Origin of the sequence: Burkholderia sp. RS01 (genome assembly GCF_039748055.1) — a bacterium.
GTDB lineage: Bacteria > Actinomycetota > Actinomycetes > Actinomycetales > Micrococcaceae > Arthrobacter.
In genome coordinates this window covers 1-26,174 of record NZ_JBDLAK010000024.1, presented here as the reverse complement: position 1 = coordinate 26,174, position 26,174 = coordinate 1, and the positions used below count along the sequence as shown (strand labels likewise).

The following is a 26,174-nucleotide window of genomic DNA, read 5'->3' as shown; positions in this document are numbered from 1 at the left end:
AAACGATGGAGCGAACCAACCGGCACACCAAAATAGTGACACTGGGAATAACGGTGGATTCATGGCTGGCCTGACACGCCGGGCGTTGCCTGGCGGGGAGGACTGATCACGAGCGACATCATGGATCCCATGGCGACTGATGTGGATCAGCAAGAGTTAGCGCAGCAGCTCCTGGCCCAGGCCAGGGAGCAGGGCATCGACCTCGTCGGCCCGGACGGGCTGTTGAACCGGCTCACCAAAAACGTCCTGGAGACCGCTTGGAAGCGGAAATGGACGAACACCTCGGATACGAAAAACACGACGTGTCCGGGCGCGGGAGCGGTAACTCCCGCAACGGCACACGCACGAAGACCGTGCTGACGGAGATCGGGCCGGTGGAGATCGACGTGCCGCGGGACACCGGCTCGACGTTTGATCCGCGGGTCGTCAAGAAACGGCAGCGCCGGCTGACCGGCGTGGATGAGATCGTGTTGTCACTGAACGCGAAAGGGCTCACGACCGGTGAGATCGCGGCGCACTTCGCCGACGTGTTCGGCGCCAGGGTCTCTAAAGACACGATCTCGCGGATCACCGAGAAGGTCATCGGGGAGATGACCGAGTGGCAGAACCGGCCGCTAGACCGCGTCTACCCGGTGGTGTTCATCGACGCGATCCACGTCAAGGTTCGCGACGGGCAGGTCACGAACCGGCCGGTCTATGTCGCGATCGGTGTCAGCGTCAACGGTGAACGGGACATCCTCGGGCTGTGGGCCGGGGACGGCGGCGAAGGCGCGAAATTCTGGCTCTCGGTGCTGACCGAGATCAAGAACCGCGGCGTGGAGGACGTCTGCATCACGGTCTGCGACGGACTCAAGGGCCTGCCGGAGGCGATCACGACCACGTGGGAGCGAACGGTGGTGCAGCACTGCATCGTGCACCTGATCCGCAACAGCTTCCGCTACGCCGGACGCCAGCACCGCGACGGCATCGTCAAGGCGCTCAAGCCGGTCTACACGGCCCCGTCAGAGCAAGCGGCGAAGGACCGGTTCGCCGAGTTCACGGCCGCGTGGGGCCAGCGATATCCGGCAATCGTGCGGCTCTGGGAGTCCTCCTGGGCGGAATTCGTGCCGTTCCTGGACTACGGAGGCTGTCGCAGAATGGCGTGTCCCAGCCCGGGCGGTACGAGGGGCCTGTTAGTGGGCGCCGGCGGGTCCGCTTGACGGGTCCGTGCGGTCGAGGCCTCAGCCGGTTACCGTGTGGATCTTCCGGATGTTGTAGGCGGCGGCCGCGAGGTTCAGCTCACTGCGGGCTGCGTCGAGGCCTCTCCGGGAGAATCTGCCCAGGATCGTCTTGAGGGTTCCGATGCTGGGTTCGACGGTTGCGCCGCGGCGCTTGTATGCCGCTGACCCTTCAGGCGTTCGGAGGCGGTGGGCCATTGCTTCCCGCGCGTTCGCCCCGGCCGGCGGCGCGCCAGATGCCGGTGATCGAACTGCTTGGGCGTGCTGTTCGCGCCCTTTGTCCAAGGCGATGATCCGGTCGGCGCCGGGTGCCTCCAGGTTCTTGTTGCTGCAGTAGCCGGCATCGGCCAGCACGATCCCGATCTGGTGCTCAGGCGAACCGGTCCTAGCATGCAGGCCCGCGGCCGCGTCGGTGGCCGCGCTCATCATGGGAACGAACGAGGGCATGTCGTTGGGCTGCTGGTTCACATCGACGGCGGCGATGACGTGGTCACCGGTGACGGCGACCTGCGCGTTGTACCCCTGAACGAAACCCCGGCGCGTGGGCATCACCCGCGACTCCGGGTCTGTGGTGTTCGCGACGGCCTTGGGGAGGCCCCTCGTCGGGGCTTGCTCGTCGCGCGCCGCGGCGGCTTCGGCCGCAGCAACGACACGGCGTGCCCGGATGATCCGCGAGTGCTCCTCGGTCGGGACAGGCGGGGCGCCCATCGGCTTCTTCCCCGCGGCGATCAATGCGGCCCTGCGATCGAGCTTGGCCTGGTGGTCGCGCAGCTCCCGTTCCAGATGCGCCCTCTCCTCGGCCAGCCGTAGCGGGCCGTCGGGGATCCGGCCTCGCACCGGCAGCCCAGCCTGGGACGCCTGCAGCCGGGCCTGAGCCCCGGTCTGGCGGGCCTCGCGATCGGTGTCCAGTCGACGCTGCTGCTGGGCAAGCTCCGCTGCTGCGCGACGGATCCGCTCCGCTCTGGCCGACCTCCCGGCCAGCGCTCCATGGACACGGTCGCCGCCGTCGTCGGCCCCGCGGGCGGCCAGCGCATCCTCGGCTGCGTCCACGCGTTGCGCCTCTTCGACGACATCGGCGGCGATCTCTTTGGCGTGCTGGTCGAACCAGTCCCGGCCTCGGTTCGCGTCGATGGACGCGTTCGCCGGGATCTTCGTCCCGTCGATCGCGATCGTCCCGAACCGGGCGAGCCCCGCCCGTGCGGCGATCAGCAGCACCTGAGCGAACAACCCGGCGAACGCTTCCCCTGACACGGCACGGAACCTCGCGATCGTCGCGTGGTCGGGCACATCGCCTGCGCACGCCACCTTGAACGCAATGTCCGTGTGGCATAGCCGCTCGACTTGACGCGAGGACCGCACGCCGCGGCAGTACGCATAGACCAGCAGCCCCAGAAGCATCCGCGGATCGTATCCCGCTGCGCCGACCCCGCCCCGCCGCCGCGACGCTTCGAAAGCTGACACATCGAGCGTCTCGACGACCTCGATGACAAGCCAGACGAGGTGATCTTCCGGCAACCAGTCCCGCATATCCGGCGGAAGCAGAAACACCTGATCACGCCGCACAGGACGATAGCTCTGAGCCATACCCGATTCTCCCAGGCCCCTCGTCACCGCCCGGGCTGGGACACGCCATTCTGCGACAGCCTCTACGACGTCGAAATCCGGCGGGTCATCTGCAGCACCAACGCCATCGAATCCGTCAACGCCCGCTACCGGCGCGCGGTCAGGGCCCGGGGCCATTTCCCCACCGAGCAGGCGGCACTGAAATGCCTCTACCTCGCCACCCGGGCACTGGACCCCACCGGCAAAGGCAGGGCACGATGGGCCACACGATGGAAGCCGGCCCTGAACGCCTTCGCCATCAGCTTCAACGGAAGAGTCAACTAAATGCCAACCGTGGAGCCACCGAAAATCGGACAGTCCCATCCGTGCAGGAGATCCGATACCAAGGTCGGGGAAACGCCGCCTGATGCGCGGAACGCGTCGAGGAGAAGGGCCGTGTTTCCCGTGATGGAAGGTCAGCCAGTCGTCAGGAAGGGCAGACAGGCGTCATAATTGGCCATAACATCATCAAAGCTCCGTAGGTATGCCCGGCCGGAGGCCGCTGTTCCTGCAGCGCGGGCGTCGACGGAGGCTAGGAGCGGCTGACAGCTGCGCCCTGCAGCTTCCAATGTGGCGATACCCCAAGGGTGTGTGGCCGGTCCCACGGCAATGCCGAAGGGCTCAAATGTGTCTGTAAGGATGTTGCGCGCTACGGATTTCCACGTAGCCAGGTAGGTCTCCTGGGATTTCTGGATCAGTTCGTCGTTCTTGCTGTCTTAGGCACGAAGCAATTCCGTGGAGAGGCTGTCCCATTCTTCGGCGGTGCGAACCAGCAGGTGGGCGGCACGAAGCCGGGCCCGGATTTCATTCAGGGACGGCATGCTTGCCTTCTTCCATGGCAACGGTTTTTGGTGCGGGCGATTGGTGCTTCGCCTTAGGCCGGGGCAGGGTATTTGTTTCTGTCGTGGAGGGGGTGTGGATGACCTGGCCCGCGTAGGAGAATCCTCCCCCGAAGCCGAAGAGCAGTACGGGGCGGTCGGGGGGAAGCTGGCCCTCGCGGACGAGCTTGGCCAGGGCGAGTGGGATGCTGGCGGAAGATGTGTTCCCCGAGGTGATAACATCCCGCGCGGTGATCTCACGGGGAATGCCGAGTTGGTCTGCGAGGGGTTCGATGATGCGCAGGTTTGCCTGGTGCGGGACGAAGGCGACGAGCTCTTCCGGCAGGACACCGGCCATTTCGCATGTTCGTCGGGCCAGCTCTGCTGCTTTGGTGATGGCCCAGCGGAACACGGACATGCCTTCCTGCTGGAAGCGGTGATCTGGCTCCTCGATCCTAACGGCGTGGGACAATTCCGGGACCGAGCCCCAATGGACAGGTCCGACGCCTGGGGTGGCCGAGGCTGTGAGCACAATGGCGCCGGCGCCGTCACCGACAAGCACACAGGTGGTCCGGTCCCCCCAGTCCGTGAAGTCGCTGAGCTTCTCTGCCCCGATGACAAGGGCATGCTTGGCAGCTCCTGAGCGGATGGCCTGATCCGCCACGGCGAGGGCATGCGTGAAGCCTGAACAGGCGGCGTTAAGGTCAAAAACGGCAGGGTTGCGGGCGCCTAGGGCAGCTGAAACCCGTCCGGCTGTGCTCGGGGAGCGGTCCTGGGCGGTAACAGTGGCAACGACGATCAAATCGAGATCCCGGGCGTCGATGCCGGAGTGCCGGAGCGCGTCCCGCCCGGCGCGGGTGGCCATGTCCGCAACGGACTCGCTGTCGGCAATGCGGCGTGTTTGGATCCCGACCCTGCTGCGGATCCATTCATCGCTGGTGTCCACCATAAGGCTGAGGTCCTCGTTGGTGAGGACCCTGTCAGGCTGGTATGAACCGACCCCGGTAACGCGGGATCCGCGGGATGGGGAGACGTTTTGTCCCCGGCTGCGCGTTGCTGTGGTCATGGTTGTTCCTCATGTTCGGAGCGGTCAGGGATTCGCTGGCGGACGGGCCGCCCAATGGTCCCGTCGGCCGTGGTTTCGGGACGTGTCGTCTCTGGGCTTGGACTTTCGATGCCTACCTGCTTGGGATTTATCGCTGGTGTCTACCCGTTGCTTGGTCCCGGCGAGGCGCCGGAAACGTGACGGCAAGCCGTGGTCGTGATCGGCGGATGGGGGTCGGGTTCAGAGCCAACTCATCTCGCCCTCTTCAAGTCTCGGTTCCTGGGTGCTGGACGGGGAGCTGCGGATCACCTTGAAAATCTCCTGGACGGTCATCCCTGCCGCTTTGGCGGCAATGTCAGGCTCGATCTCGGCTGCTATGGCCTCTCGCAGTGCCTGCGCCAGGGCAGCTTTGGCCTGCTCGGTGCGGATCTCCTGCATCTCCAATTCTCCCGCAGCGGTGTAGAGCTTCAGCAGCCGTTCATGCATGGCGTCTCCTTGAACTGATTGGCCGGGATGGGGAAGTGTGCCGAGCCGTCCCAGGTATAAGGGCGGGTCATGCCTGCGCGCGAGTTCCACAGCCGGAGCCAGCTCATCGAACACGTGCTTGTGGCGGCGCAGTGATTCCAGCACGCCGACCCGGATAACCAGCGCAAGATGCCGGTCCTGCGACGGCAGCGGCGTGCGGGCAGTGTTCACGACCCTCACCCGGCGCTGCCTGCGGGGACAGACTCACGTGATGGTGCCCCGGAATGTTCCAGCTGTTCGCGGGTGGTGTGCAGCATGTCGTTCAGCAGCAATCTGGCCACCGCGAGAAGGTCCGCGACCTGGGGATAAGCCAGCGAGTAGAACATCTGCAGCGCCCTGCGTTCGCCCTTCACCAAGTTAAAGCGCCGCAACACCATCAGATGCTGGGACAAATGGGAGGCCTCCAGCCCGGTCGCGGCAAGCATGTCAGTGACCGACACCTCCGGCGCCGCCGAGAGCAGCTCCAGCACCCGGATCCTCACCGGGTGGGCCAGGCCCTTGAAAAGGTTGGCCTTCACCTCATACAACGGCGCCCGGAAATCCGAGAATTCTTCCATACCTGCCTCCCGGTGCAATATGCACGCCCGCGGTTACTAATTTATTAATCCATCATCCACTAACGCAAGCGGAATTGCTGCACTGATGTTGTCAACTCCCGACATTCCCTTCCCCCCGTCCTGCGGCGGGTGATTTAGTCCCCGTGGACCGCGTTGCTGTTCTCCAGTGAGGGAACGGTTACAGGCTTGCGGAGGATGTCGAGGACTTCACCAAGCTCATGTTGACGGCCGCCGCGACCACTTCAGGAGGCACCGGAGCCGCCAACGCCGTACATACGGCCTGGATGAAGGCCTCGTGGGCCCGGTCGGCGCGGATCTCCAGCATTTCCACCTCGAGGGCTGCTGGATGAATGCTTTTCAGACCTTCGTCCATGGATTGCCTTCTGGCGCTGGCGAAGTCGCGAGCAAAGAAGACGAGGGTCAGTCTTCGGGGTCGGCGGAACGGACGTCACGATCCCCAAAATGCGGCCGCGGAGTTCATTGAGAGGCTGCACCAGAGGGCCAACATGGCCCGCACCCTGGCCCGGGCGGATGAATTCATCCGAAGGCTCAGCGGGTATGGCTGACTGGGTACGCCGTCCGCAACCCGCCAGGTGCAGGGGAGGCCGGATGCGACCCGGGCCCTCGTCTCTTACTCCTGGGCGTACTCCTGGGCGCAGATGGGCCGCCGCCGGCCGGTGATCCCGGTGGGGACAATCTCGACGAAGGACCCTTTCGCGGTCGGCGTCCAGAGGCGCTGGGCTTTCTGCTCAGCGGTATCGATTTCCGACCAGTTCTGCAGTTCGCGGGCCGTTCCTTGGACGACAACGGTCCAGGCGGACGTTTCCGACCGGCCGTTCGCTTCAAAGGCCACCGAAGGGTTGATGGTCAGTTCCACGAGCATCTTGCCCTGGGGCGTTCGCACCAGTATTTTGCCGTTCTCGGCGTGGAATTCCACGGGAAAAATATCAGGCTTGTTATGCACGCTCACGGCCAGCCGGCCCTCGGTGGTACCGGCCAGCAGTTTCCAGCATTCATGCGGGTTCAGGTTCGCCGCGGGGTACTGCGCATCAGAGAGCATGATCGTCCTTCCACGGCCCCGGACATACCGTTGGCCTTGTCAACTGCCTCATCCAGCGTTCTTGCGCCGATGATATAGCGCCCAGCTTAGCGCCGGGTTTAACCCGTGGCTCTTCACGCCCCGACCCGGACTCGGCCCCGGAGGACACGGAAGCGGCCGGTCGGACCAAGCTCGAGCTGCGCACCGCCCGCTCGGCGGCTCCCCCGAGCGGGCGAGTGGATCTCCGGGAACGGTCGGTCGGCGGACTAGCCCAGGCGTGCCTTGAGGTTGTCGTCCAGTGCTGCGAGGAACTCCTCGGTAGTGAGCCATTCCTGGTCCGGTCCCACCAAGAGGGCCAGGTCCTTGGTCATCTGGCCGGCTTCGACCGTCTTGATGACGACGTCTTCGAGAGTGACGGCAAAGTCAATGACGGCAGGGGTGTTGTCCAGTTTGCCGCGGTGCATGATGCCCCTGGTCCACGCGAAGATCGAGGCGATCGGATTGGTGGATGTGGGCTTGCCCTTCTGGTGCTGGCGGTAGTGGCGCGTCACGGTGCCGTGTGCGGCTTCGGCCTCGACAGTCTTGCCGTCCGGGGTCATCAGCACGGAGGTCATGAGACCGAGCGAGCCGTAGCCCTGGGCGATGGTGTCGGACTGGACGTCGCCGTCGTAGTTCTTGCAGGCCCAGACGTAGCCGCCTTCCCACTTCATCGCCGATGCCACCATGTCATCGATCAGCCGGTGCTCGTAGCTGAGGCCTGCTGCTTCAAACACATCTTTGAACTCGGCGTCGAATACTTCCTGGAAGAGATCCTTGAACTGGCCGTCGTAGGCCTTCAGGATGGTGTTCTTGGTGGAGAGGTAGACGGGGTAGTTCCGCTGCAGCCCGTACGCGAAGGAGGCGCGGGCAAAGTCACGGATGGAGTCGTTGAAGTTGTACATGCCCATGGCCACCCCGCCGCCGCTGGGGTAGGTGACCACCGTCTGCCTGATTTCTTCGCCTCCGTCGGAGGGGGTGAAGGTCATCGTCAGCGTGCCAGAGCCCGGGACCTTGAAGTTGGTCGCCATGTATTGGTCGCCGAAGGCGTGACGGCCGATGATGATCGGCCTGTTCCAGCCCGGAACCAGGCGCGGGATGTTGGAAATGATGATGGGCTCGCGGAAAACGACGCCGCCAAGGATGTTACGGACGGTTCCATTCGGGGACGGCCACATCTTCTTCAGGCCGAATTCCTCGACCCGGGTCTCGTCAGGGGTTATCGTGGCGCACTTAACGCCGACGTTGTATTCCTTGATGGCGTTGGCGGCGTCGATCGTGACCTGGTCATCGGTCGCGTCACGGTTCTGGATGGACAAATCGAAGTGTTTCAGGTCCACATCCAGATAGGGGACGATCAGGCGGTCCTTGATGAACTGCCAGATGATGCGCGTCATCTCGTCGCCGTCAAGCTCCACAATGGAGCCAGCGACCTTGATCTTTTCGTTCATACGGTCCTCTCTGATTTCATGGGCACCATGCCCACACCGATGGTGGTCTCTGACATCTGCAGCCCCGGCGGTGAGCCTGACGTCGCGGGTTGGTGCGACAGGCCGGGATGACGCCGGATCGCCCCGTACTCTCCGGACGCGCGCTGCCGGTCCGGTGCCCTGAACAGGCGAACCGAAGGGTGGCGCCCGGTGCACGGACCGTTCCGGTCACCGGGCGCCACCCCCGGAACCTATCGGGAGCTGACGCGCGGCGTCCCCCGGCGGGCAGCGAAGCGGTTCTTGAGGTGTTGCAGCTCGGCCGGCAGCTCGGGGGGCAGCAAGTCACCGAACCGGCCGTACCACTGATCGATGCTGTCGATTTCCGGGGCCCACTCCTGTGAATCGACTGCCAGGGCGGCATTGAGGTGTCCGGGGGTGACGTCGAGGCCTTCGATGTCGAGGGACTCCGGTGCGGGGACGAAGCCGATGGGGGTTTCGATGGCAGCCGCTGTCCCCTCGAGCCTTTCGATGGCCCATTTCAGGACGCGGGAGTTGTCTCCGAACCCGGGCCAGAGGAAATTCCCGTCGGCGCCGCGGCGGAACCAGTTGACCAGGAAGATCCGGGGCAGTAGGGCGGGATTGGCCGTCCGGCCGATCTCCAGCCAGTGGCTTAGGTAGTCTCCGGCATCGTAGCCGATGAAGGGGAGCATGGCCATCGGATCGCGCCGGACGACCCCGACCTGACCGGCGGCTGCCGCTGTCGTCTCGGAAGACAGCGTCGATCCCATGAACACACCCCCTGCCCAGTCCCTGGACTCGGTGACCAGGGGGATGGTTGTCTTCCGGCGGCCGCCGAAGAAAATGGCCGAGAGCGGCACGCCCTCGGGCTGGTAGTACTCCTCGGCCAGGATGGCGACCTGGCTGATGGGCGTACAGAACCGTGAGTTGGGATGGGCCGCGGGCCGGCCGGAGGCCGGGGTCCAGTCCTGGCCTTTCCAGTCGGTCAGGTGTTCCGGGATCTCCCGGGTCATGCCCTCCCACCAGACGCCGCCGTCATCGGTGAGGGCCACGTTGGTGAAGATGGTGTTGCCTTTGGCGATGGCGTCCATGGCGTTCGGGTTAGTCTGCCATCCGGTGCCCGGTGCCACGCCGAAGAGACCCGCCTCCGGGTTGGTGGCCCGCAGTTCCCCGTCCTTGCCCGGACGTATCCAGGCGATGTCATCCCCGAGGGTTTCCACTTTCCAGCCCTCCACGGTGGGGTTCAGCAAGGCGAGGTTGGTTTTGCCGCAGGCCGAGGGGAACGCCGCGGAGATGTAGTAGGCCTTATTTTCCGGGCTGGTGAGTTTGAGGATGAGCATGTGTTCCGCGAGCCAGCCCTCCTGCCGGGACATCGCTGACGCAATGCGGAGCGAGTAACATTTCTTGCCCAGCAGCGCGTTGCCTCCGTACCCGGAGCCGTAGGACCAGATGGACTTTTCCTCCGGGAAGTGCACGATCCATTTCTCGTCATTGCAGGGCCAGCTGACATCCTGCTGGCGTGGTTCCAGCGGCGCGCCGACGGAGTGCAGCGCGGGGACGAAGTCCGCGTCCAGCTCGACCATTTTGGCCAGGACATCGGAACCGGTGTGGGCCATGATGCGCATGGAGGCGACCACGTAGGCGCTGTCGGTGATCTCAACCCCGAATTTGGGGTCCTCGGCGTCGAGGTGGCCCATCACGAACGGAATCACGTACATGGTGCGGCCGCGCATGGCGCCGGCCAAGAGCCCGCCCAGTTTCTCCTTCATCCGCGCGGGCTCCATCCAGTTGTTGGTGAAGCCCGCGTCCCGTTCGTCTTCGGAGCAGATGAAGGTCCGCTCTTCGACGCGGGCGACGTCCTTGGGGTCGGAGAAGGCGGCAAAGGAGTTGGGGAACTTGCCCTCGGCCAGGCGCGTCAGCGTCCCGGCTGCGACGAGCCCGTCGGTGAGCGCACGGTATTCGTCCTCGGATCCGTCTACCCAGTGGATGCGCTCCGGTCCGGTCAGGGCGGCTACCTCGCCGACCCAGTCCAGAAGCCGGTCAGAGGCAACGGGGGCGGTGTCCAGGAGGCTGGAGGTTGTGGTGTTGTGCACGGTTCTCTTCCTTCCCCCGCACTGACGGCGGGCGGGGCGGTCCTAGAAAAGTCATGGAAATGTTCGTGAAGCCTCGGCCAGGGCTGACAGGAATGAGCAACGGCCGTCCGCGCACGATAGAGGAATCGGGCGAAAGCTTTACTATTTGATGGATACATCATCTAATATAACAGTCATTCAATGGTGCGGGTCGCCCTGCCGTCACCGTGACCCTTAGGACCGACAACTTTGCGAGATGCCTCATGACCGCTCTGCACTCCATTCCACTCACCCTCATCGACGGAACGGACACTGACTTCGGCCGCTTCAAGGGGAGGTGGTGCTGGTGGTGAACGTCGCGTCAAGTGCGGGAACACGCCGCAGTACGCGGGGCTTAAGGCCCTGCACAACAAGTTCCGGGAGCAGGGCTTCGCCGTGCTGGGAGTCCCGTGCAACCAGTTTGCCGGGCACGAATCGGGGGCCGACGCCGAGATCGCCGAGTTCTGCGAACGCAACTTCGGCGTGACGTTCCCGCTGACCACCAAGGCAGAGATCCGCGGCGAGAACCAGCACCCGCTCTATGCCGAGCTGACCAAGTTCAAGACCGGCGAACTTCCGGACCTGGTGCAGTGGAATTTCGAGAAGTTCCTGGTGGGCCGCGACGGCGAGGTCAGGGCGCGTTTTGCCCCCGCAATGGATGTCATCGAGGCCGTCCAGGCAGCCCTTGCCTGATCCTGACACAGGGCCGGGGGCCCCTATCCCAAAGTATGCTGACCAGCCCAGACCGGCCACATCGTCTAACCCCCGGGCGAATCCGCTGGCCTGCCCACGGCGTGGTCATGGTGCCCCGGGGCTGGACGGCACGGCTGGCGCATCAGAAAGTATGGTGAATAACAGCTGGAACCCCCGCGCAGTCCAGCAGCCGGCCGAGGTGGAGCACATCCCCATGCTGTGTTGCCCGGAGCGGAAACGGAATGCGCACGCCGTTTTCCGGGTTTCTGCCGGAACAGGGCTGCGGCATTGGTCGACATCAAGCAGGTCGGGGAGGGCCCGGAGGGGCACCTTTTCATGCGCGGGGACTTTGCCGCGGAGGAAGATGCGTCCACGGGCAGACCGGGGCCGCCTTGACCGTTCGCCCGCGGATTATTTTAGTGAAGGTGGCTGTTCCGATGGACCGATTTCCCGCCCGGCAGGTGGACCTGTCCGAGGTAATGGCCGAACTCTTCAAGAGTCTGGCCCACTCTGTCCGGGTCAGGGTTTTGGAGCTGTTGGCGGCGGCAGAAGGCACCGTGCCCGTCTCGGACCTCCTTGCCAGCACGGGATGGAAGCCTCCCACCTGTCCCAGCACTTATCTGTGCTGCGCCGCCATCATCTGGTGAGGTCCACCCGGCGGGGTTCGCAGGTATCTTATGAACTGTCTTCCCCCACGTCCCGGACCTGCTCGCCGCCGCACGGGAGCTGCTGCTGAACGGTCCTGCAGACCAACCAGGAGCATCTGGCATGGTCCCGGGCTCAGACCGCACCGGCACCGCCGTCACGGGCGGACGGCAGAGACGCCTGAAGACGGCTCAGCGCCCCTTGACGCGGAGCTGCGGCAGATCACCCGATGGGAGCCGGAACCTGACGCGGCAGATGCGCAGTGCCATCCCCGGTATCCGTGCCGCGGGCCTGCCATGACCGGCGACGGCAGGGATGCGGTCAGCGGGCATCTAGGGTGTCGTTGTCAGGCTTTGGGCGTAGGGCAGGACGGTCCGCAGGTCCGGTGCGCCGGTTTCCAGGCGCGCCCGGGCGAGGGCGATGACGTCCAGGTCGGTGTTTTCGGCCAGGCGGACGACGGGGTGGCCGTTGGGAAGAAGCCACCACTGGGCCGCAGGGACGTTTCGGACCAGGACGGTGCCGAGGAAGAGCCCGGTTTCGACCCTGAGGCGCCATGGCGCGGGCCGGTTCCTGTCCGGCCCGGCGAGGAGTCCTCGAGTGCTTCGATCCCCGGCGCGGTGTCGGTGAGCGTTGCGCCGCGGGCCGCGGTCCATTGACGGAGGCTGCTGCACTGCCCCAGATGGGCATCGAGTTGTTGCTCCATGGCAGCGGCGCCGGCTGCCGGTTCCCTGGTGAAGAAGATTGCATAGTCCCGGGCGGTGCCGGTACCCGGGTTGCGCCGGCAAAAATCCGCGGGCTGTCCGCTCATGCTCTGGGGACTCCCGTCACCAACCGGGTGAGGGGAATCCATGTCTGGAGTTCCTGTCCGTTGAGGGAGCTGTACGCGGTGATGCAGCGATCCTCCCCCAGCCCGGCCAGGGAGGCCCGCGGGAAGAGCGCCGTGACGGACATACCGGCGCAGGACGCTCCGCCGCGCGGGTGCAGTGTGCGGGTGCTGGTCCCGAAATCGTAGGTGGACAGGCTCGTGACCCGCCCGCCACGGAGATTGACCGTGAGGTGCCTGATCGTGGTCCGTCCCCCGTCGCCGGCACGGAGCCCGACCAGGTAGCTTCCCCTGCCAGGCGGCCCGTTCCGCAGAGTTAATTCCACGCGCAGGGCCGGGCCGGAGGTGTCCACCGACACCTCAGCGATGAGCGGAGCCGGAGGCGCGGGGGCAGGAAGCGGCGCGGACCGGTCCGGCGCGGGCACTGTCGGTGGCCGCATCATGCCGCCCGCTCCCCCGGCCGCTGCCCGGACGGTGCGGGATGTGTCCGGGCGGCGGGTCTGAAGGCCGCGGCGCGCTGCGGGCCGCCCGTTTCGCGGGGACGGGACCGCCAGTGCCGGGCCTCTGTCATCCGACGGGCCGTGGCGGCCGCCGGGATCTTCGTCGGGCAGGGCATTGGCGCCCCTTTCCCCGGTCGGGCGAAAGCGTGCGGATTTGCCCCGGGCCGGCGTGGTGTGTAGGTCGGGTCCCGGAAAGCCCGGGTCCGGCCGGGACGGAATGTTCCGCCCCCTGTTATATTGGATGATGGATCTATAAAATAGTCAACTATGAGCTTATTGTGATCGGCCGGGAGGCAGACATGGAAGAATTCTCGGATTTCCGGGCACCCTTGTATGAGGTGAAGGCCAACCTTTTCAAGGGCCTGGCCCACCCGGTGAGGATCCGGGTCCTGGAGCTGCTCTCGGCGGCGCCGGAGGTGTCGGTTACTGACATGCTTGCCGCGACCGGGCTGGAGGCCTCCCATCTGTCCCAGCATCTGATGGTGTTGCGGCGCTATAACTTGGTGAAGGGCCAACGCAGGGCGCTGCAGATGTTCTACTCGCTGGCTTATCCCCAGATCGCGGACCTTCTCGCGGTGGCCAGATTGCTGCTGAACGACATGCTGCACACCACCCGCGAGCAGCTCGAGTACTCGGGCACAGCCACCCCCGTGGCGGCAGGGGACACCATAGGCAGCACACGATGAAGGCCCTGACCGCGGCCCGGGCGCTTCTGCCCGGCCGGAGGGACTATGCAGATCTGCCCCGCACGTGGAAAGGGGACCTCATCGCCGGGGTCACCGTGGGCATCGTCGCCCTCCCGTTGGCGCTGGCCTTCGGGGTCAGCTCCGGCGCCGGTGCGGCCAGCGGACTGATTACTGCCGTCATCGCCGGCGTGATCGCCGCCGTCTTCGGCGGTTCCAACATCCAGGTCTCCGGTCCCACCGGGGCCATGGTTGTGGTCCTGGGTCCGGTCATCGCAACCCATGGCGCCGGGGCCCTGGCCGCGGTGGCCGTCCTGGCCGGGGTCATCGTCGTCGCCGCCGGTGTGCTCAAGCTCGGCCGGGTCGTGACCCTGCTGCCCTGGCCGGTGATCGAGGGATTCACCCTCGGGATTGCCATGATCATCTTCCTCCAGCAGGTCCCGGCCGCCTTCGGCGTCAAAGCCGGACCGAGCAGCAACGCCGCCGTCTCGGCCGTCCAGGGCCTCGCCACGATGTCCCCCTCCGCCCTGCTGGCCCCGCTGGCACTGGTGGTCCTGGTCGCCGCGATCATGGTCGCCGCACCCCGGATCCACCCGCAGATCCCCGGTTCCCTCATCGCCATCATCATCGCCAGCATCGCCGCCCAGGTGCTGGACCTTCCGGTGGCCCGGATCGGTTACCTTCCCGACACACTGCCCGCACCCGTCATACCGTCATTGGACTGGGGCGCCGTGGCTGCCCTGGCCGGGCCGGCGGCGACCATCGCGGCACTGGCGGCGATCGAATCGCTGCTCTCGGCCAGGGTTGCCGCGGCGATCTCCGATACCGGCCCCTACGACGCCGACCGGGAACTTCTGGGGCAGGGCCTGGCCTCCGTCTGTTCCGGGTTTTTCGGCGGCATGCCCGCCACCGGGGCCATCGCCCGCACCGCGGTGAACATCCGCTCCGGCGGCCGGACGCGGCTGGCCGCCGTCACGCACGCCCTGGTCCTGCTGGGCGTGGTGTATCTGGCCACGGGCCCGGTCTCGCGGATCCCGCTTGCGGCCCTGGCCGGGGTCCTGATGGTCACCGCCACGCGTATGGTCTCCCTGGCCACGCTGCGCAGCGTGATCGGGTCAACCCGGGCCGACACCGTGGTGTTCTTTGTCACCGCGCTCATTACCGTGTCCTTCGACCTGATCGAGGCCGTGGCGATCGGCATCGCCGTCGCCTCCTTCTTCGCCCTGCGCACCCTGGTCAAGTCCAGCGGCGTGCACCGCGAAGAGATCCCCGGTCCGGTCCAGGACGGGGACGAACACATCGCCGTTTTCCGCCTCGACGGGGCCCTGTTCTTCGCTGCCGCCGAGCGCGTCCTGGACCGGGTCAGCGCGATCCGCAACGTGGACGTCGTCATCATCCGCATGTCACAGCTCCAGGTCCTCGACGCAACCGGGGCCAGGGTCATCACCGACATCGTCAATGCCCTCGAACGCCGCGGGATCACCGTGCTGATCAAAGGGATCCAGGAGCGCCACCTGGCCCTGGTCACCAAGGTCGGCGTGCTGGAATCGCTGCGCCACCACAAACACCTGTTCGCGGAACTGCCCCCCGCCGTGGAACACGCCCGCAGCCACGTCGCCCGCGCCCGGGCCGCCCGTACCGCAGAACATCGGGCACAGGACAAGGAATCCGACGCCGGCCGGGACCCCGTCCGTCGCCCGGGCGCGACAGCCACGCCCCGCAACACCACGGTCCGATGAATGATTAGGAGCAACCTTTGCCGTCACCAGCCACCCTGGAATCCAGGCCCCAACGGGACCACGTGCGGCAGTACCTCCTGGGTTTCAGTCTCGCGGCCCTTCTGCTGTTCGACCGCCCGGCACTTCTCGCCGGGCCCACGAACCCGGCCTGGCTGGCCGCGGTGGTACTGACCGGCCCCACCGTCGGCATCCCCGCCGGGATCGCCGCCTTCCGGCAGCGCAACGGCGGCGGGCCCGCCGGAGCGCTGCGCCCGGGCAGGAGCCGGCGGTGAGCGTGGACGGCATGCCGTTGCCTGCGTGGAAGCACGCACGGGGACGGCCCGGCTACCCCGCGGGCGCGGAAGCGTGGAACCGCTGGTACGCCGAAACGGACTACGGCTGGGCCCCTGCCAGCTCGTCCGTGCGCTCGGCACTTAACGGACTGGCCCCCGGGCGGGCGCTGGACCTCGGATCCGGGGACGGCCGCCACGCAGTGTGGCTGGCCGGCCGGGGCTGGCACGTGCGTGCCATGGATTTCTCCACCGAAGCCCTGACCATCGGGCGGGAGCGTGCCTTCGCCGAGGGTGTCACCGGCCTGATCACCTGGTCGGTGGCCGACGTCACGGCGCACAATCCGGCCCCGGGGAGCCTGGACCTGGTCCTGGCAGCCTTCCTGGACCTGCCTGGACCAGACCTCCAACGCGTCATCGCGCGCGCCGCCCAAGCACTCGCCCCCGGTGGAATCTTCCTGTTTATCGGCCACGATCCCGCCGACCCACGCGAAGGAACCACTGGACCTCGGGCCTCCATGCTGCACGAGGGCACCGAAGTCGCCGTGTGGGCCAGGGCAGCCGGCCTCCAGGTCGCCACAGCCGAGTCCCGGTCCAGGCCCGTTCCCGGGGACCGCCGCCCCGCGCTGGACTGCGTCGTCCTGGCCCGCAGCCCGGCCAGGGCTGCTGCGGACATCCCGTCCTTCAACGCACCCTTGCCCGCCAAGAACACCGATCGTAAGGTCCCGTCATGACCACGAGCACCACCCTCCCCGCCCCAGTGGTTCCCCGGTCCAAGGGCCGCATCGTGGTCAGCTGGATCACCACCACAGACCACAAAACCATCGGGTACATGTACCTGATCGCGTCCTTCACGTTCTTCTGCCTTGGCGGGGTGATGGCCCTGCTCATCCGCGCCGAGCTCTTCGAGCCGGGCATGCAGATCCTGCAGACCAAGGAACAGTACAACCAGCTGTTCACCATGCACGGCACGATCATGCTGCTCATGTTCGCCACCCCGCTCTTCGCCGGGTTCGCCAATGTCATGATGCCCCTGCAGATCGGTGCCCCTGACGTCGCGTTCCCGCGGCTGAATGCCCTGGCGTTCTGGTTCTTCCTCTTCGGTTCGACCATCGCCATCTCCGGGTTCATCACTCCCCAGGGTGCGGCGTCGTTCGGCTGGTTCGCGTACGCTCCGCTGTCCAACACCACCTTCACCCCGGGGGTCGGCGGTGACCTGTGGGTCTTCGGCCTGGCACTGTCCGGGTTCGGCACGATCCTGGGGGCGGTGAACTTCATCACCACCATCATCTGCATGCGCGCCCCCGGCCTGACGATGTGGCGCATGCCGATATTCACCTGGAACACGCTCATCACGGCCATCCTGGTCCTGATGGCCTTCCCGCCACTGGCTGCGGCGCTGTTCGCCCTGGGAGCGGACCGGAAATTCGGCGCCCACATCTTCGACCCCGAAAACGGCGGCCCGATCCTCTGGCAGCACCTGTTCTGGTTCTTCGGCCACCCCGAGGTGTACATCATCGCGCTGCCGTTCTTCGGCATTGCCTCCGAGATCTTCCCGGTCTTCAGCCGCAAACCCCTCTTCGGCTACAAGGGCATCGTGTATGCGACCATCTCCATCGGCGCCCTGTCCGTGACCGTGTGGGCGCACCACATGTACGTCACCGGCTCGGTGCTGCTGCCGTTCTTTGCCTTCATGACCATGCTGATCGCGGTGCCCACGGGCGTGAAGTTCTTCAACTGGATCGGCACGATGTGGGGCGGTTCCCTGACGTTCGAAACCCCGATGCTGTGGAGCCTGGGCTTCCTGGTCACGTTCCTCTTCGGCGGCCTGACCGGCATCATCCTGTCCTCCCCGCCGCTGGACTTCCACGTCTCCGACACCTACTTCGTGGTGGCACACTTCCACTACACCGTCTTTGGCACCGTGGTGTTCGCGATGTTCGCCGGCTTCTACTTCTGGTGGCCGAAGTGGACCGGCAAGATGCTCAACGAACGCCTGGGCAAGATCCACTTCTGGATGCTGTTCCTGGGCTTCCACGGCACCTTCCTGATCCAGCACTGGCTCGGCGTCGAAGGCATGCCCCGCCGCTACGCGGATTACATGCCCCAGGACAACTTCACCTGGATGAACCAGTTCTCCACCGGCGCGTCCTTCCTCCTGGGCGCCTCCCTGATCCCGTTCTTCTGGAACGTCTTCATCACCGCACGCAATGGGGAGAAGGTCGAAGTGGATGACCCGTGGGGCTTCGGGGCGTCACTGGAGTGGGCCACGTCCTGCCCGCCGCCGCGCCACAACTTCACTTCCCTGCCGCGGATCCGCTCCGAACGCCCCGCACTGGACCTGCACCACCCCGAACTACGGGTCCGCGAACACGAAACGACGCATTCGCCGGCAGCGGCCGCCCTCGGCGCCGCGGATATTGGAGTCCGTGATGTTCGTTCCCCGGATCCAATGACTGACCCTGACGCCCCTTGGGCCGTCTGCGCTTCACAGAAAGTAGGACAATTGTGGACCAATATCTGACTAGTCTCTGGTCCGCGTCCGCTGACCTGGAAATGCTTCAGGTGCAGACCGACCAGGCCCACGAGGCCCTCGTCCAGGCCCTGTGCAAGGCAATGGCGGCGCAGATTCCCCCGGAAGAGGTCGCGGCGGCGGCCAACATGAGCCTAAGTGAACTCTTCGACGCGCTCCGCAGGCGCAGGGTCGCCCCCTCCGCGGAGGATGGCCACGCGGTACACGACTCGTAAGCCCCCTCCCGTTACCGGGACAGGCAGCGACGTCCGGTCCGGTCCCCTGGGACCGGGGCGCCGCCCGTGTGCTGCGGCGTCGGGTCGACCCGGCCCCGACCCCCAACAGGCCCTGGCGCCGGGTGTCGGAATGGCCGTTGCTCGCCGCGGCCGTGTTCCTTGCCGCCTACTCGGTCCAGGTCATCACCAACCTGCCCGGAGCACAGACACCTCCAGCACCTTCTTTGCCCGCGGGGTGAAGGGAATCTGGCCGGAGGGCGCCTTCTGGCCCTGGCCGATGATCTCCTGTTCCTGCTCGCGGACGCCGTCGAGCGAAATGCTGAAGGACTCAAGAGCTTGGCGGCAACACCCTCACCCTCGCGGATCAGACCCAAGAGGATGTGTTCGGTACCAAGGTAATTGTGGTTCTAACCTCGTCCTCCTCAGCCGGATAGGAACGCCTCTGTAGTGCATTAGGTTGTGCATGAAGGCCGAACCACATCCCCCGACCCGCGGACCGTGCCGTTCAGGGTCTTGCTCCGGCCAGGCCGGAGGACGTCTTCCAATCACGGTTCGGTCTGGCTCAATTTTCTTCAGTTGCCCATTAGGCGCTCGTAAAGTTTCAGCAGCTAATCCCTGTAATAGGTCACGAGCACGCGTCAACATTGCCCGAGTCGTTCTCCTAGCGGGAACAGCAGGAGAGTATGTCCCTATGAATAGGCGCGTGACCTGTGTGGGGGTCGAAACCCTGCTGACCTGCGGAAACACTGTGCCCGAGGTGGGACTCGAACTGTCTTCCATCACCCGCAAACACTGAGCCCCCGTGGAAACATGCGGAATCCGGCCCGATCCGACCCACATACGAGCCGATCCCAAGCCCGAAATGTGCACAATGTACACACCCCAAATTGGCCGCCCCAAAGCTCTCAGACCAACGACCGCACCCCGCAACAACGGGAGGCAGTCCCTCTTTGTCCTGACAGATTTTGCTCAGTTTGAGGCAGTTCTGCGGTTTCAATGCCCGAGACCGTCGGGACGCCGCAAAAGAGCCAGAAGCTTGCCCAGCGTCCTGACCAGCTTCCCGGATGTTCATAGTCTGTGCCACCCCCTTCAATCACCTCATGCCCCCCGGCACAGACTCACATGACAGGCCAGGAAGCAGCCAACCGGCAAAGCCCGCGGACCCGGCGTCTAGCTAGCGACTGACGAGATGCGTGGCAATCAGCCCGGCGCTGACTTCAAGTGGGACATCGCCGGCGGCGACACCGACGACGACGTCAAATGCCGCATCCGTGCTGAAGTCATGCCGGTAGCCGTTGATCCAGAGCATCAGAACCATCAGCGTCCACGCCGTGCGTTTATTGCCATCGATCAGCGGATGAAACCGCGCCACCGACTCCAGCAGGGCTGCCGCCTTCATCGGCAGCTGCGGATAAGCCTCTGCACCCGAGACCGTCGTTGCCGGCCGGGCCAAAGCCGAGGCCAGGAGCCCGATGTCACGGATATGGAACCCGTACCGGTCAACGACCTGCAACGCATCCTCTATCTCGAGGTACGCAGTCACGCATCCTCAAGGCGCGTCAGGAGCTCCGCGTCATGGCTCATGACGAAATCCAAACCCTCGCCAATGTCACGCCTGCGCCGATGACGCTGCAGCACAAGCTCTGCACCCTGGAGCAGCAACGCAGACTTCGAGGTGTGTTCCTCGGCAGCGAGCTGGTCCAATCGCCGATCCAGGTCTTCGGGAACACGCAGATTCATAGCCATAAAATCATGGTACCAAACCAGTACCACGCTGGCCTTTGCAACCATATCCACTCTGCAAAAAAGCCTGAACTGCGGTCTGCCTGCCGGAGCACATCTCCATCAATGCCTCCGCATTCAACCCAGCCCAGACCAGCTCCACCGCAACTGCCACATGGAAGGTTGACCCCACTCCCCTACACATCAGGCCGGCGCGCCTTCACTCGCCTCTGCCAACAACTGATATCGCTGACTACGTCAAGCTGACGATCAGACGGGACTCACCTCGCTTCACGGCCGGCATCTGCGAGCCGGGCACCGAAGGAGCCTCCGGTCACTCCAAGACCAATGACAAGAATGCGCATCTATAGATCTTTCCAAACCTGTCATTGCCGTCTCTTGTTGGATGCTCAGTGCTACAGATATATCGAGACCGGCTACGCTTGCGCCGTGGCTTCGTTGCGCGCCTTTCGGAACGAGCGAGGACCCGCCAATGATTCGGCCACAGGCGGCGACGTGGGGCAGATTAGGACCTCGAAACCACATGAAGGCACGTGGCCATGACGACCTTCGCTGCGGTGACAACGGGGTTGCCGCCGAAAGCGACTTCGGTGAGGCGTATTGTTCTAAGGAACGCGGAGGACAGTCTTGCCGACCATCCGTGGCCACGACTGCAGTTTGGGTACAGGATGGCCGCGCCTTCCCGATTTGTTGTGCGCCTTGGAACGGGGTTCGTATGGCACGTCCGCTGATTGCATCGAAGCTGTTCATCCCAAAAGTGCGGCGCCATATTGTGACGCGCACGCGGCTCTTGGATCGCCTGCGTCAGGGAGCAGAGTCACGATTGATGCTGGTGTCTGCTCCGGCCGGGTTCGGTAAGACAACGCTCCTTGCCGTGTGGCTGGGCGGAATGCAGGCGGACGACCGTCGTCTTGCGTGGGTTTCGCTCGACGCCGCCGAGAGTGACCCTGCGTCATTTTGGACCTATATTGTGTCCGCGTTGCAAACTGCAGTGCCTGGGGTCGGGCCATCTGTCTTAGAGCTCATTGCTCCTTCCGACATGTCGATCCAGACCGTGCTCACGTTCGTGCTGAACGATCTGGCAATTGCGCCGGCTGAAGTCTGGTTGGTGCTCGATGATTACCACCTCGTTGACAGTCACGATGTCGGCAACGGGGTGGCCTTCCTGCTGGACCACCTTCCGTCAAACGTCCACGTTGTGATCAGCACGCGTGCGGACCCCGAGCTGCCGTTGTCCCGATGGCGGGTGCGCGGAGAGCTTGTCGAGGTCCGTGCAGCGGAGCTGCGTTTTACGTCCGAGGAGGCTACCGCGTACCTCAATGAGGTGGCAGGACTGGATCTTTCCGCCGTGGACGTCGCGGCGTTGGAGCAGCGCACTGAGGGCTGGGTAGCGGCGCTGCAGCTCGCAGCGCTCTCGCTCCAGGGGCGCGAGGACGTTTCCGATTTTATTGCTGGGTTCGCCGGTACCGACCGGTACATCGTCGACTACCTGGTCGAGGAGGTACTCGAGCATCAACCCGAGTCGGTTCGCGCCTTCTTATTACTGACAGCCGTTCTCGACCGTTTCAGCGGGCCGCTCTGCGATGCTGTGACGGGCCGCGGAGACGGGACCGAGATGCTCACGGCACTGGAGCGGGCCAACCTTTTCATCGTCCCGTTGGATGACCGACGGGAATGGTACCGCTACCACCACCTCTTCGCCGATGTGCTGCTTGCGCGTCTGCTCAACGAAGAGCCTGAATTGATGCCGGGGCTGCATCAGCGCGCCAGTGCATGGTACGAGCGCAAGGACCTGATGGAAGAGGCGGTCAGGCATGCCTTGGAAGCCCAGGACTTTAGCCGGGCGGCCCGCCTGGTGGAGTTGGCCGTGCCGATAATCCGACGCAACCGGCAGGAGGCGGTCCTGTTCGGCTGGCTGAAGGCGCTCCCCGCAGAGGCCGTGCGGTACAGCCCGGTGCTGAGTGTCTTCTACGGATTCATGCTGATGGTCTCCGGTGACCTCCACGGGGTGGAGCCGCGCCTTCAGGATGCAGAACGCGCACTGGCCGCGGTCCCGTCCGGGACCGCGCCGCCTTGGGCCGTCACCGATGAACTCCGGACGCTGCCGGCGACCATCGCGGTCTACCGCGCCTCCCTTGCCCAGGCACGCGGCGATGCGACCGGAACGTCCGAGCACGCCCGGCACGCCCTCGCCCTGGCCGGCCCCCGCGACCATCTTGCGCGCGGCACTGCGGCGGCCTTTCTCGGGCTGGCCGCGTGGGCGAACGGGGAGTTGACGTCGGCGCTGCAGACGTTCACCCAGGCCGTGGCGAGCCTGCACGCATCCGGCAACCTCCTTGACGCGCTCAGCAGCACCGTCGTCCTCGCTGACATGTGGCTCGTGGCAGGCCGGCCCGGCAAGGCGCGGCGACTCTACCAGGATGCGTTGCAGCTGGCCGAGGCCCAGGGCGGCCCGGTCGCCCGGGCAACCGCCGAGCTGCATGTGGGGCTGAGTGAGGTTGACCGGGAGGCTGGAGACTTCGCAGCCGCGACGCGGCACCTCACGACCGCCAGTGAGTTCTTCGAACGGGCACCGATGACCGAGAGCCGCTACCGGTGGTTCGTGGCGAGGGCGCTGGCTGCCCGTGCCGAGGGAAGGCTGGACGAGGCCATCAGCCTGCTTGGCCAGGCCGAGCAGCTCTACCGGCCGGGATTCTTTCCGGAGGTGCAGCCGATCGGGGCGATGAGAGCCAGGATCTGGGTCGTCCAAGGCAAGATATCGGAAGCCGCCGGCTGGGCACAGGACCGAGGGGTGTGTGTAACGGATGACGTCAGCTACCTGAGCGAGTTCGACCACCTCACGCTCGTGCGGCTGCTCATCGCCGGGTACCGGGACCACCCCGACGACGGCACGCCTCAGCAAGCTGATGACCTGTTGGGGCGACTGCTCGAATCCGCAGAGACAGGCGGACGCGCCGGGAGCATGGTGGAGATCCGCATGCTGCAGGCTCTGTCCCAGGCCGTTCAGGGACACCGGGCACAGGCACGCGGGCTCCTTGGCCGGGCTTTCGCGGAGTCACCCGAACCTGCAGGCTATGCCGGGCTCTTCTTAGCCGAAGGGGCCCCGGTGTTGGAGCTGCTGCGTGATGCCGCCGACCACGGAATCGCCGCCGACCACCCCCGGCGGTTGCTGACCCTGGCTGCGTCGCCCACGGCCCAGGCCCCTGTTCAGGGGGACCGGCTGATTTCCTCGGCAGAAGAGAAGCTGAGCCGGCGCGAGCTGCAGATACTCCGGCTTCTGGACAGCGAACTGAGCGGCCCGGAGATCGCCCAGGCGCTATTCATCTCACCCAACACGCTCCGAACCCACACCAAGCACATCTTTACGAAGCTCGCCGTCACCACCCGCCAGGCCGCGGTCCGCCAGGCGCGCGAACGGGGCCTCACATAACCAGCAAAGCAAATCTCACCCTGTCAGTCACATCATAGGGTGATGCCTGCTCACCCAGCCCTTCCCTAGGTTTGAATCATCCCGCGACGCCCCGATGCGGAAACCCAGACCCAGGAGACCAAGATGCCCATCACCACCACAAACCTCACCCGGGCGGCCGGCCTGTCCGCTGTCGCGGCAGGCCTCCTGTTCATCGGCGTCCAAATCAACCACCCCCCACTGGATGCGGAGTTCGCCGCAACCACCGAGTACACGGTCCGCCAAAGCCTGAAGGTGCTCATGGCCGGGTTGTCGTTGGCCGGCATCACCGGGATGTACCTTCGCCAAGTGAAGCAGGCCGGAGTGCTGGGCCTGATCGGGTACCTCGTGTTCGGCGCCGGTTATCTCATCATGACGAGCGTTGAAGTGATCGGGGCCGTTGTCTTTTCGACTCTTGCCCACACTGCACCCGAATACGTCAACGACGTCTTCGCCGTGTTTACGGGCGGGCACGCCAGCGGAGACATCGGGCTGATGCAAGCCCTTAACCTCGCGTCCGCGGCCACATTCCTCGGCGGCGGAGTCCTGTTCGGGATAGGGCTCTACCGCGCCAAGGTCCTCGCCCGCTGGGCCGCCGTGCTACTCGCCGCCAGCTCCGTGGCTACCCTGGCCATCCCCCTGCTGCCGCAGGTCAACGAAAGGCTGTTCGCCATACCCACCGGTATCGCAATGGTGGGCCTGGGATACTCGTTGTGGCGGGACCAGCGCGCCGGCGCCATTCGCTCCCTGCCCCAGGACGCAAGTCGCCCGCTCAACCCGGCCGGCGCCAAGTGACCATGGACAGGGCGGCGCGCCCTGCCTGGTCGATGCGATCGATGGCGTGGGTGCCGTTCGCACTGGTCGCCCTCGTCATGATTCCCGCCGCAGGCGGCTCACTCCGGCTTATCGGGTTGGCCGGCGGACCCCATCTCGTCCGGGAAAACGTCCCTGTGACGGCCTCACCTGTGCCCGTGGCCGGGCACATCGTCAGCGCGAAGATCCGGGACCTCGGCATCCCCCTGATTTCCGTGGAACCCATCGACGCAACGGACCCAATCGGCAGCGAAAGCCATTGCCTGGCAAGGCGAGACTCTTAACCAAACTCGGGACGATAGCGATCATGAGGACCGCCGCAAGGGAACTGGGCGGTCGGCAAATGATGCGGAGCGTCAGAACCGCATTTTTCCTGACTCCAGCACCTGAGGTAGGTCCCCTTTCCGTGGTTCAGCTGCTCCGCTCGGTACCTGCCGCGAGCCATGACGACCAGCGCCCTGTCGTGTACGTGCCCAGGCAATCAGGCTCCATAGTCATTGGAACGGTCGCTACCCGATCGTCATCCCCCGCACCCATCGCCCACGAGAATGCGCTCACCTCATTAATCACCACGGATGGTGATGCCGGGTCACCACCCACGCCGGTAGCTTCCAATTGTCGCCGGCACCCACACCGGATCATGACGAATGTTGAAGCACTCGTTATTTCCCGCAATACCCAAACAGACAAGAGCCTCAGATGCCCTCTAAAATTCCGGTATTCCTACCTGCAGTACTCATTCAGATCTTCGCCTTCGCGGGATATCTCGCAGGAGCCATATTGGTGGTGAACGCGGCCAAACGGGCCGGAATCATCCCTACGTCGCCCTTCACACAGCTGGCCGCACCCGTCGCCCAACTCGCCGCCATCGGACTGGTGATTGGTATCTACCTGCTTGTTTCGCGCAAAACCGGTGCGCTGGCCGCCTCAGGTGCCCTGCTCACCGTAACGTCGCTGGCCGGGCTCGTCGGGGTGGAATTTGTGCTCAACCTTGTCTTTCCCTACGTTGACCCAGCTGTAATCATGACGTTGCGCTCGGGCCCGCTCGGTACCGCCCTGACAGCGGTGTCGGTGCTGTTCCTACTCGGCACCGTAGTCTTCATGGTGGCGCTCTGGCGCACATCGGGTGTGCCGAAGGGGGCGATCCTCCTTTACACCGGGAGTGCCATTCCCATCGCCTTGCGGACTATATTTCCGGAGACTGTGCTGCAGCTGGGTCTGATCGGACTGGCCGTGGCCGTTACATGGCTGGCCACCTGGATGCTCCGGAACATCTCTCTCGAAAACGCCGACCAGACCGCGGCTCGGGCCCGGCAACGGGCGTAATTTTGGTCTAGTTCACTCAGGTACCCCGGACAGCTCGGTTCCCAAGGTTCGGGAAGCGGTCGGCAGCACTGCGGCGGTCGCACTGAATCATCCGGAAGCGCCTGGTGCGGGCGACTCCCGTCTCCTGCAGGGTCTCAGCGTCGGTGGTGAGTTCGGATCCAGCGCCACTTACCTCTCCGAGGTCGCCACGCCGGGGCGCCGCGGGTTCTTCTCCAGCTTCCAGTACGTGTCCATCGTGATCGGCCAACTGTCCGCACTCCTCGTGATGATCCTGCTCCAGCGCATGCTGACTCCGGAACAGATGGGCGAATGGGGCTGGCGCATCCCGTTCATCATCGGCGCCGTT

24 protein-coding genes and 4 pseudogenes are annotated in these 26,174 nt (G+C 65.1%); 15 read left to right on the top strand and 13 right to left on the bottom strand.

The features are described 5' to 3' along the window. Positions 1–120: 120 nt before the first annotated feature. A pseudogene (locus ABFP37_RS18920) lies at positions 121–1,121 on the top strand (IS256 family transposase); the annotation flags it as partial. A 99-nt stretch (positions 1,122–1,220) separates the two neighbouring features. Here the strand turns inward: ABFP37_RS18920 and ABFP37_RS18915 are convergent. Further along, positions 1,221–2,678 (bottom strand): transposase, encoded by a 1,458-nt coding sequence (locus ABFP37_RS18915; RefSeq protein ID WP_347034536.1) that lies wholly within the window; start codon positions 2,676–2,678, stop codon positions 1,221–1,223. Positions 2,679–2,846: 168 nt separating this feature from the next. Here ABFP37_RS18915 and ABFP37_RS18910 point away from each other — a divergent pair. Continuing rightward, positions 2,847–3,104, top strand: a pseudogene (locus ABFP37_RS18910) (transposase); the annotation flags it as partial. A 519-nt stretch (positions 3,105–3,623) separates the two neighbouring features. Here ABFP37_RS18910 and ABFP37_RS18905 read toward each other — a convergent pair. The 7 genes from ABFP37_RS18905 to ABFP37_RS18875 form a co-directional block, all read right to left on the bottom strand. Then, the gene (locus ABFP37_RS18905) at positions 3,624–4,703 is read right to left on the bottom strand and encodes a beta-ketoacyl-ACP synthase III (protein ID WP_078028902.1); all 1,080 of its coding nucleotides are present in this window, start codon (positions 4,701–4,703) and stop codon (positions 3,624–3,626) included. 219 nt (positions 4,704–4,922) lie between these two features. Beyond that, a complete protein-coding gene (locus ABFP37_RS18900) occupies positions 4,923–5,378 on the bottom strand; it encodes a hypothetical protein (protein WP_139362855.1) in 456 nt (151 codons plus the stop codon). A gap of 5 nt (positions 5,379–5,383) precedes the next feature. Continuing rightward, the gene (locus ABFP37_RS18895) at positions 5,384–5,764 is read right to left on the bottom strand and encodes a metalloregulator ArsR/SmtB family transcription factor (protein ID WP_347034535.1); all 381 of its coding nucleotides are present in this window, start codon (positions 5,762–5,764) and stop codon (positions 5,384–5,386) included. 178 nt (positions 5,765–5,942) lie between these two features. Further along, the gene (locus ABFP37_RS18890; RefSeq protein ID WP_078028900.1) at positions 5,943–6,137 is read right to left on the bottom strand and encodes a hypothetical protein; all 195 of its coding nucleotides are present in this window, start codon (positions 6,135–6,137) and stop codon (positions 5,943–5,945) included. A 258-nt stretch (positions 6,138–6,395) separates the two neighbouring features. Beyond that, the gene (locus tag ABFP37_RS18885) at positions 6,396–6,824 is read right to left on the bottom strand and encodes a pyridoxamine 5'-phosphate oxidase family protein (protein WP_347034534.1); all 429 of its coding nucleotides are present in this window, start codon (positions 6,822–6,824) and stop codon (positions 6,396–6,398) included. Between the two features lie 245 nt (positions 6,825–7,069). Then, positions 7,070–8,290 (bottom strand): NADP-dependent isocitrate dehydrogenase, encoded by a 1,221-nt coding sequence (locus ABFP37_RS18880; RefSeq protein WP_347034533.1) that lies wholly within the window; start codon positions 8,288–8,290, stop codon positions 7,070–7,072. Between the two features lie 230 nt (positions 8,291–8,520). Beyond that, on the bottom strand, positions 8,521–10,380 hold the full coding sequence (locus ABFP37_RS18875) for a phosphoenolpyruvate carboxykinase (GTP) (protein WP_347034532.1): 1,860 nt from the start codon (positions 10,378–10,380) through the stop codon (positions 8,521–8,523). A gap of 242 nt (positions 10,381–10,622) precedes the next feature. On the opposite strand from ABFP37_RS18875, the pseudogene ABFP37_RS18870 reads away from it, so the two are divergent. Further along, positions 10,623–11,091, top strand: a pseudogene (locus ABFP37_RS18870) (glutathione peroxidase). 437 nt (positions 11,092–11,528) lie between these two features. Next, positions 11,529–11,738, top strand: a complete 210-nt coding sequence (locus ABFP37_RS18865) for a hypothetical protein (RefSeq protein ID WP_313902468.1) — start codon at positions 11,529–11,531, stop codon at positions 11,736–11,738. 330 nt (positions 11,739–12,068) lie between these two features. Here the strand turns inward: ABFP37_RS18865 and ABFP37_RS18860 are convergent, their stop codons facing one another. After that, complete coding sequence (locus tag ABFP37_RS18860; RefSeq protein ID WP_347034531.1) at positions 12,069–12,389, bottom strand: DUF6278 family protein; 321 nt, start codon at positions 12,387–12,389, stop codon at positions 12,069–12,071. A gap of 151 nt (positions 12,390–12,540) precedes the next feature. Then, positions 12,541–13,002, bottom strand: a complete 462-nt coding sequence (locus tag ABFP37_RS18855; protein ID WP_347034530.1) for a hypothetical protein — start codon at positions 13,000–13,002, stop codon at positions 12,541–12,543. A gap of 356 nt (positions 13,003–13,358) precedes the next feature. On the opposite strand from ABFP37_RS18855, the gene ABFP37_RS18850 reads away from it, so the two are divergent. From ABFP37_RS18850 to ABFP37_RS18825, 6 genes are read left to right on the top strand one after another with little or no spacing between them, the layout of a single operon-like run. After that, positions 13,359–13,745, top strand: coding sequence for a metalloregulator ArsR/SmtB family transcription factor (locus ABFP37_RS18850; protein WP_078028938.1), 387 nt, complete (start codon positions 13,359–13,361; stop codon positions 13,743–13,745). After that, complete coding sequence (locus ABFP37_RS18845; RefSeq protein WP_347034528.1) at positions 13,742–15,481, top strand: SulP family inorganic anion transporter; 1,740 nt, start codon at positions 13,742–13,744, stop codon at positions 15,479–15,481. Before ABFP37_RS18850 ends, ABFP37_RS18845 begins: the two co-directional genes overlap by 4 nt. 17 nt (positions 15,482–15,498) lie before the next feature. After that, positions 15,499–15,753, top strand: coding sequence for a hypothetical protein (locus tag ABFP37_RS18840; protein ID WP_347034527.1), 255 nt, complete (start codon positions 15,499–15,501; stop codon positions 15,751–15,753). Further along, the gene (locus ABFP37_RS18835; protein ID WP_347034526.1) at positions 15,750–16,484 is read left to right on the top strand and encodes a class I SAM-dependent methyltransferase; all 735 of its coding nucleotides are present in this window, start codon (positions 15,750–15,752) and stop codon (positions 16,482–16,484) included. The genes ABFP37_RS18840 and ABFP37_RS18835 overlap by 4 nt, the downstream gene beginning before the upstream one ends. After that, the gene (ctaD, locus tag ABFP37_RS18830) at positions 16,481–18,274 is read left to right on the top strand and encodes a cytochrome c oxidase subunit I (RefSeq protein WP_347034525.1); all 1,794 of its coding nucleotides are present in this window, start codon (positions 16,481–16,483) and stop codon (positions 18,272–18,274) included. Before ABFP37_RS18835 ends, ctaD begins: the two co-directional genes overlap by 4 nt. Next, the gene (locus ABFP37_RS18825; RefSeq protein ID WP_347034524.1) at positions 18,259–18,498 is read left to right on the top strand and encodes a hypothetical protein; all 240 of its coding nucleotides are present in this window, start codon (positions 18,259–18,261) and stop codon (positions 18,496–18,498) included. Before ctaD ends, ABFP37_RS18825 begins: the two co-directional genes overlap by 16 nt. Positions 18,499–18,509: 11 nt before the next feature. Here the strand turns inward: ABFP37_RS18825 and ABFP37_RS18820 are convergent, their stop codons facing one another. The 3 genes from ABFP37_RS18820 to ABFP37_RS18810 form a co-directional block, all read right to left on the bottom strand. Then, positions 18,510–18,872, bottom strand: coding sequence for a hypothetical protein (locus ABFP37_RS18820; protein ID WP_347034523.1), 363 nt, complete (start codon positions 18,870–18,872; stop codon positions 18,510–18,512). Between the two features lie 800 nt (positions 18,873–19,672). Then, positions 19,673–20,041 carry a Fic family protein gene (locus tag ABFP37_RS18815; protein WP_347034522.1) on the bottom strand — a complete coding sequence of 123 codons (369 nt, stop codon included), beginning with the start codon at positions 20,039–20,041 and terminating at the stop codon, positions 19,673–19,675. Then, complete coding sequence (locus ABFP37_RS18810) at positions 20,038–20,244, bottom strand: ribbon-helix-helix protein, CopG family (protein ID WP_267278892.1); 207 nt, start codon at positions 20,242–20,244, stop codon at positions 20,038–20,040. Before ABFP37_RS18810 ends, ABFP37_RS18815 begins: the two co-directional genes overlap by 4 nt. Before the next feature lie 1,036 nt (positions 20,245–21,280). Between ABFP37_RS18810 and ABFP37_RS18805 the strand changes: the two genes are divergently transcribed. The 5 genes and pseudogenes from ABFP37_RS18805 to ABFP37_RS18785 form a co-directional block, all read left to right on the top strand. Next, the gene (locus tag ABFP37_RS18805; RefSeq protein WP_347034521.1) at positions 21,281–23,671 is read left to right on the top strand and encodes a LuxR C-terminal-related transcriptional regulator; all 2,391 of its coding nucleotides are present in this window, start codon (positions 21,281–21,283) and stop codon (positions 23,669–23,671) included. Positions 23,672–23,794: 123 nt separating this feature from the next. Beyond that, positions 23,795–24,484, top strand: coding sequence for a hypothetical protein (locus ABFP37_RS18800; RefSeq protein WP_347034520.1), 690 nt, complete (start codon positions 23,795–23,797; stop codon positions 24,482–24,484). 50 nt (positions 24,485–24,534) lie between these two features. Next, a complete protein-coding gene (locus ABFP37_RS18795; RefSeq protein WP_347034519.1) occupies positions 24,535–24,786 on the top strand; it encodes a hypothetical protein in 252 nt (83 codons plus the stop codon). A 415-nt stretch (positions 24,787–25,201) separates the two neighbouring features. Further along, complete coding sequence (locus ABFP37_RS18790; RefSeq protein ID WP_347034517.1) at positions 25,202–25,828, top strand: hypothetical protein; 627 nt, start codon at positions 25,202–25,204, stop codon at positions 25,826–25,828. Positions 25,829–25,943: 115 nt separating this feature from the next. Continuing rightward, a pseudogene (locus tag ABFP37_RS18785) lies at positions 25,944–26,174 on the top strand (MFS transporter); the annotation flags it as partial.

Bases quoted from the DNA above. Each gene is read 5' to 3' on its own strand.
- ABFP37_RS18905 (WP_078028902.1), bottom strand. From the start codon at position 4,703: ATGACCACAGCAACGCGCAGCCGGGGACAAAACGTCTCCCCATCCCGC.
- ABFP37_RS18895 (WP_347034535.1), bottom strand. From the start codon at position 5,764: ATGGAAGAATTCTCGGATTTCCGGGCGCCGTTGTATGAGGTGAAGGCC.
- ABFP37_RS18890 (WP_078028900.1), bottom strand. From the start codon at position 6,137: ATGGACGAAGGTCTGAAAAGCATTCATCCAGCAGCCCTCGAGGTGGAA.
- ABFP37_RS18885 (WP_347034534.1), bottom strand. From the start codon at position 6,824: ATGCTCTCTGATGCGCAGTACCCCGCGGCGAACCTGAACCCGCATGAA.
- ABFP37_RS18880 (WP_347034533.1), bottom strand. From the start codon at position 8,290: ATGAACGAAAAGATCAAGGTCGCTGGCTCCATTGTGGAGCTTGACGGC.
- ABFP37_RS18865 (WP_313902468.1), top strand. From the start codon at position 11,529: ATGGACCGATTTCCCGCCCGGCAGGTGGACCTGTCCGAGGTAATGGCC.
- ABFP37_RS18860 (WP_347034531.1), bottom strand. From the start codon at position 12,389: ATGGACCGCGGCCCGCGGCGCAACGCTCACCGACACCGCGCCGGGGAT.
- ABFP37_RS18855 (WP_347034530.1), bottom strand. From the start codon at position 13,002: ATGATGCGGCCACCGACAGTGCCCGCGCCGGACCGGTCCGCGCCGCTT.
- ABFP37_RS18850 (WP_078028938.1), top strand. From the start codon at position 13,359: ATGGAAGAATTCTCGGATTTCCGGGCACCCTTGTATGAGGTGAAGGCC.
- ABFP37_RS18845 (WP_347034528.1), top strand. From the start codon at position 13,742: ATGAAGGCCCTGACCGCGGCCCGGGCGCTTCTGCCCGGCCGGAGGGAC.
- ctaD (WP_347034525.1), top strand. From the start codon at position 16,481: ATGACCACGAGCACCACCCTCCCCGCCCCAGTGGTTCCCCGGTCCAAG.
- ABFP37_RS18810 (WP_267278892.1), bottom strand. From the start codon at position 20,244: ATGGCTATGAATCTGCGTGTTCCCGAAGACCTGGATCGGCGATTGGAC.
- ABFP37_RS18805 (WP_347034521.1), top strand. From the start codon at position 21,281: ATGTCGATCCAGACCGTGCTCACGTTCGTGCTGAACGATCTGGCAATT.
- ABFP37_RS18800 (WP_347034520.1), top strand. From the start codon at position 23,795: ATGCCCATCACCACCACAAACCTCACCCGGGCGGCCGGCCTGTCCGCT.
- ABFP37_RS18790 (WP_347034517.1), top strand. From the start codon at position 25,202: ATGCCCTCTAAAATTCCGGTATTCCTACCTGCAGTACTCATTCAGATC.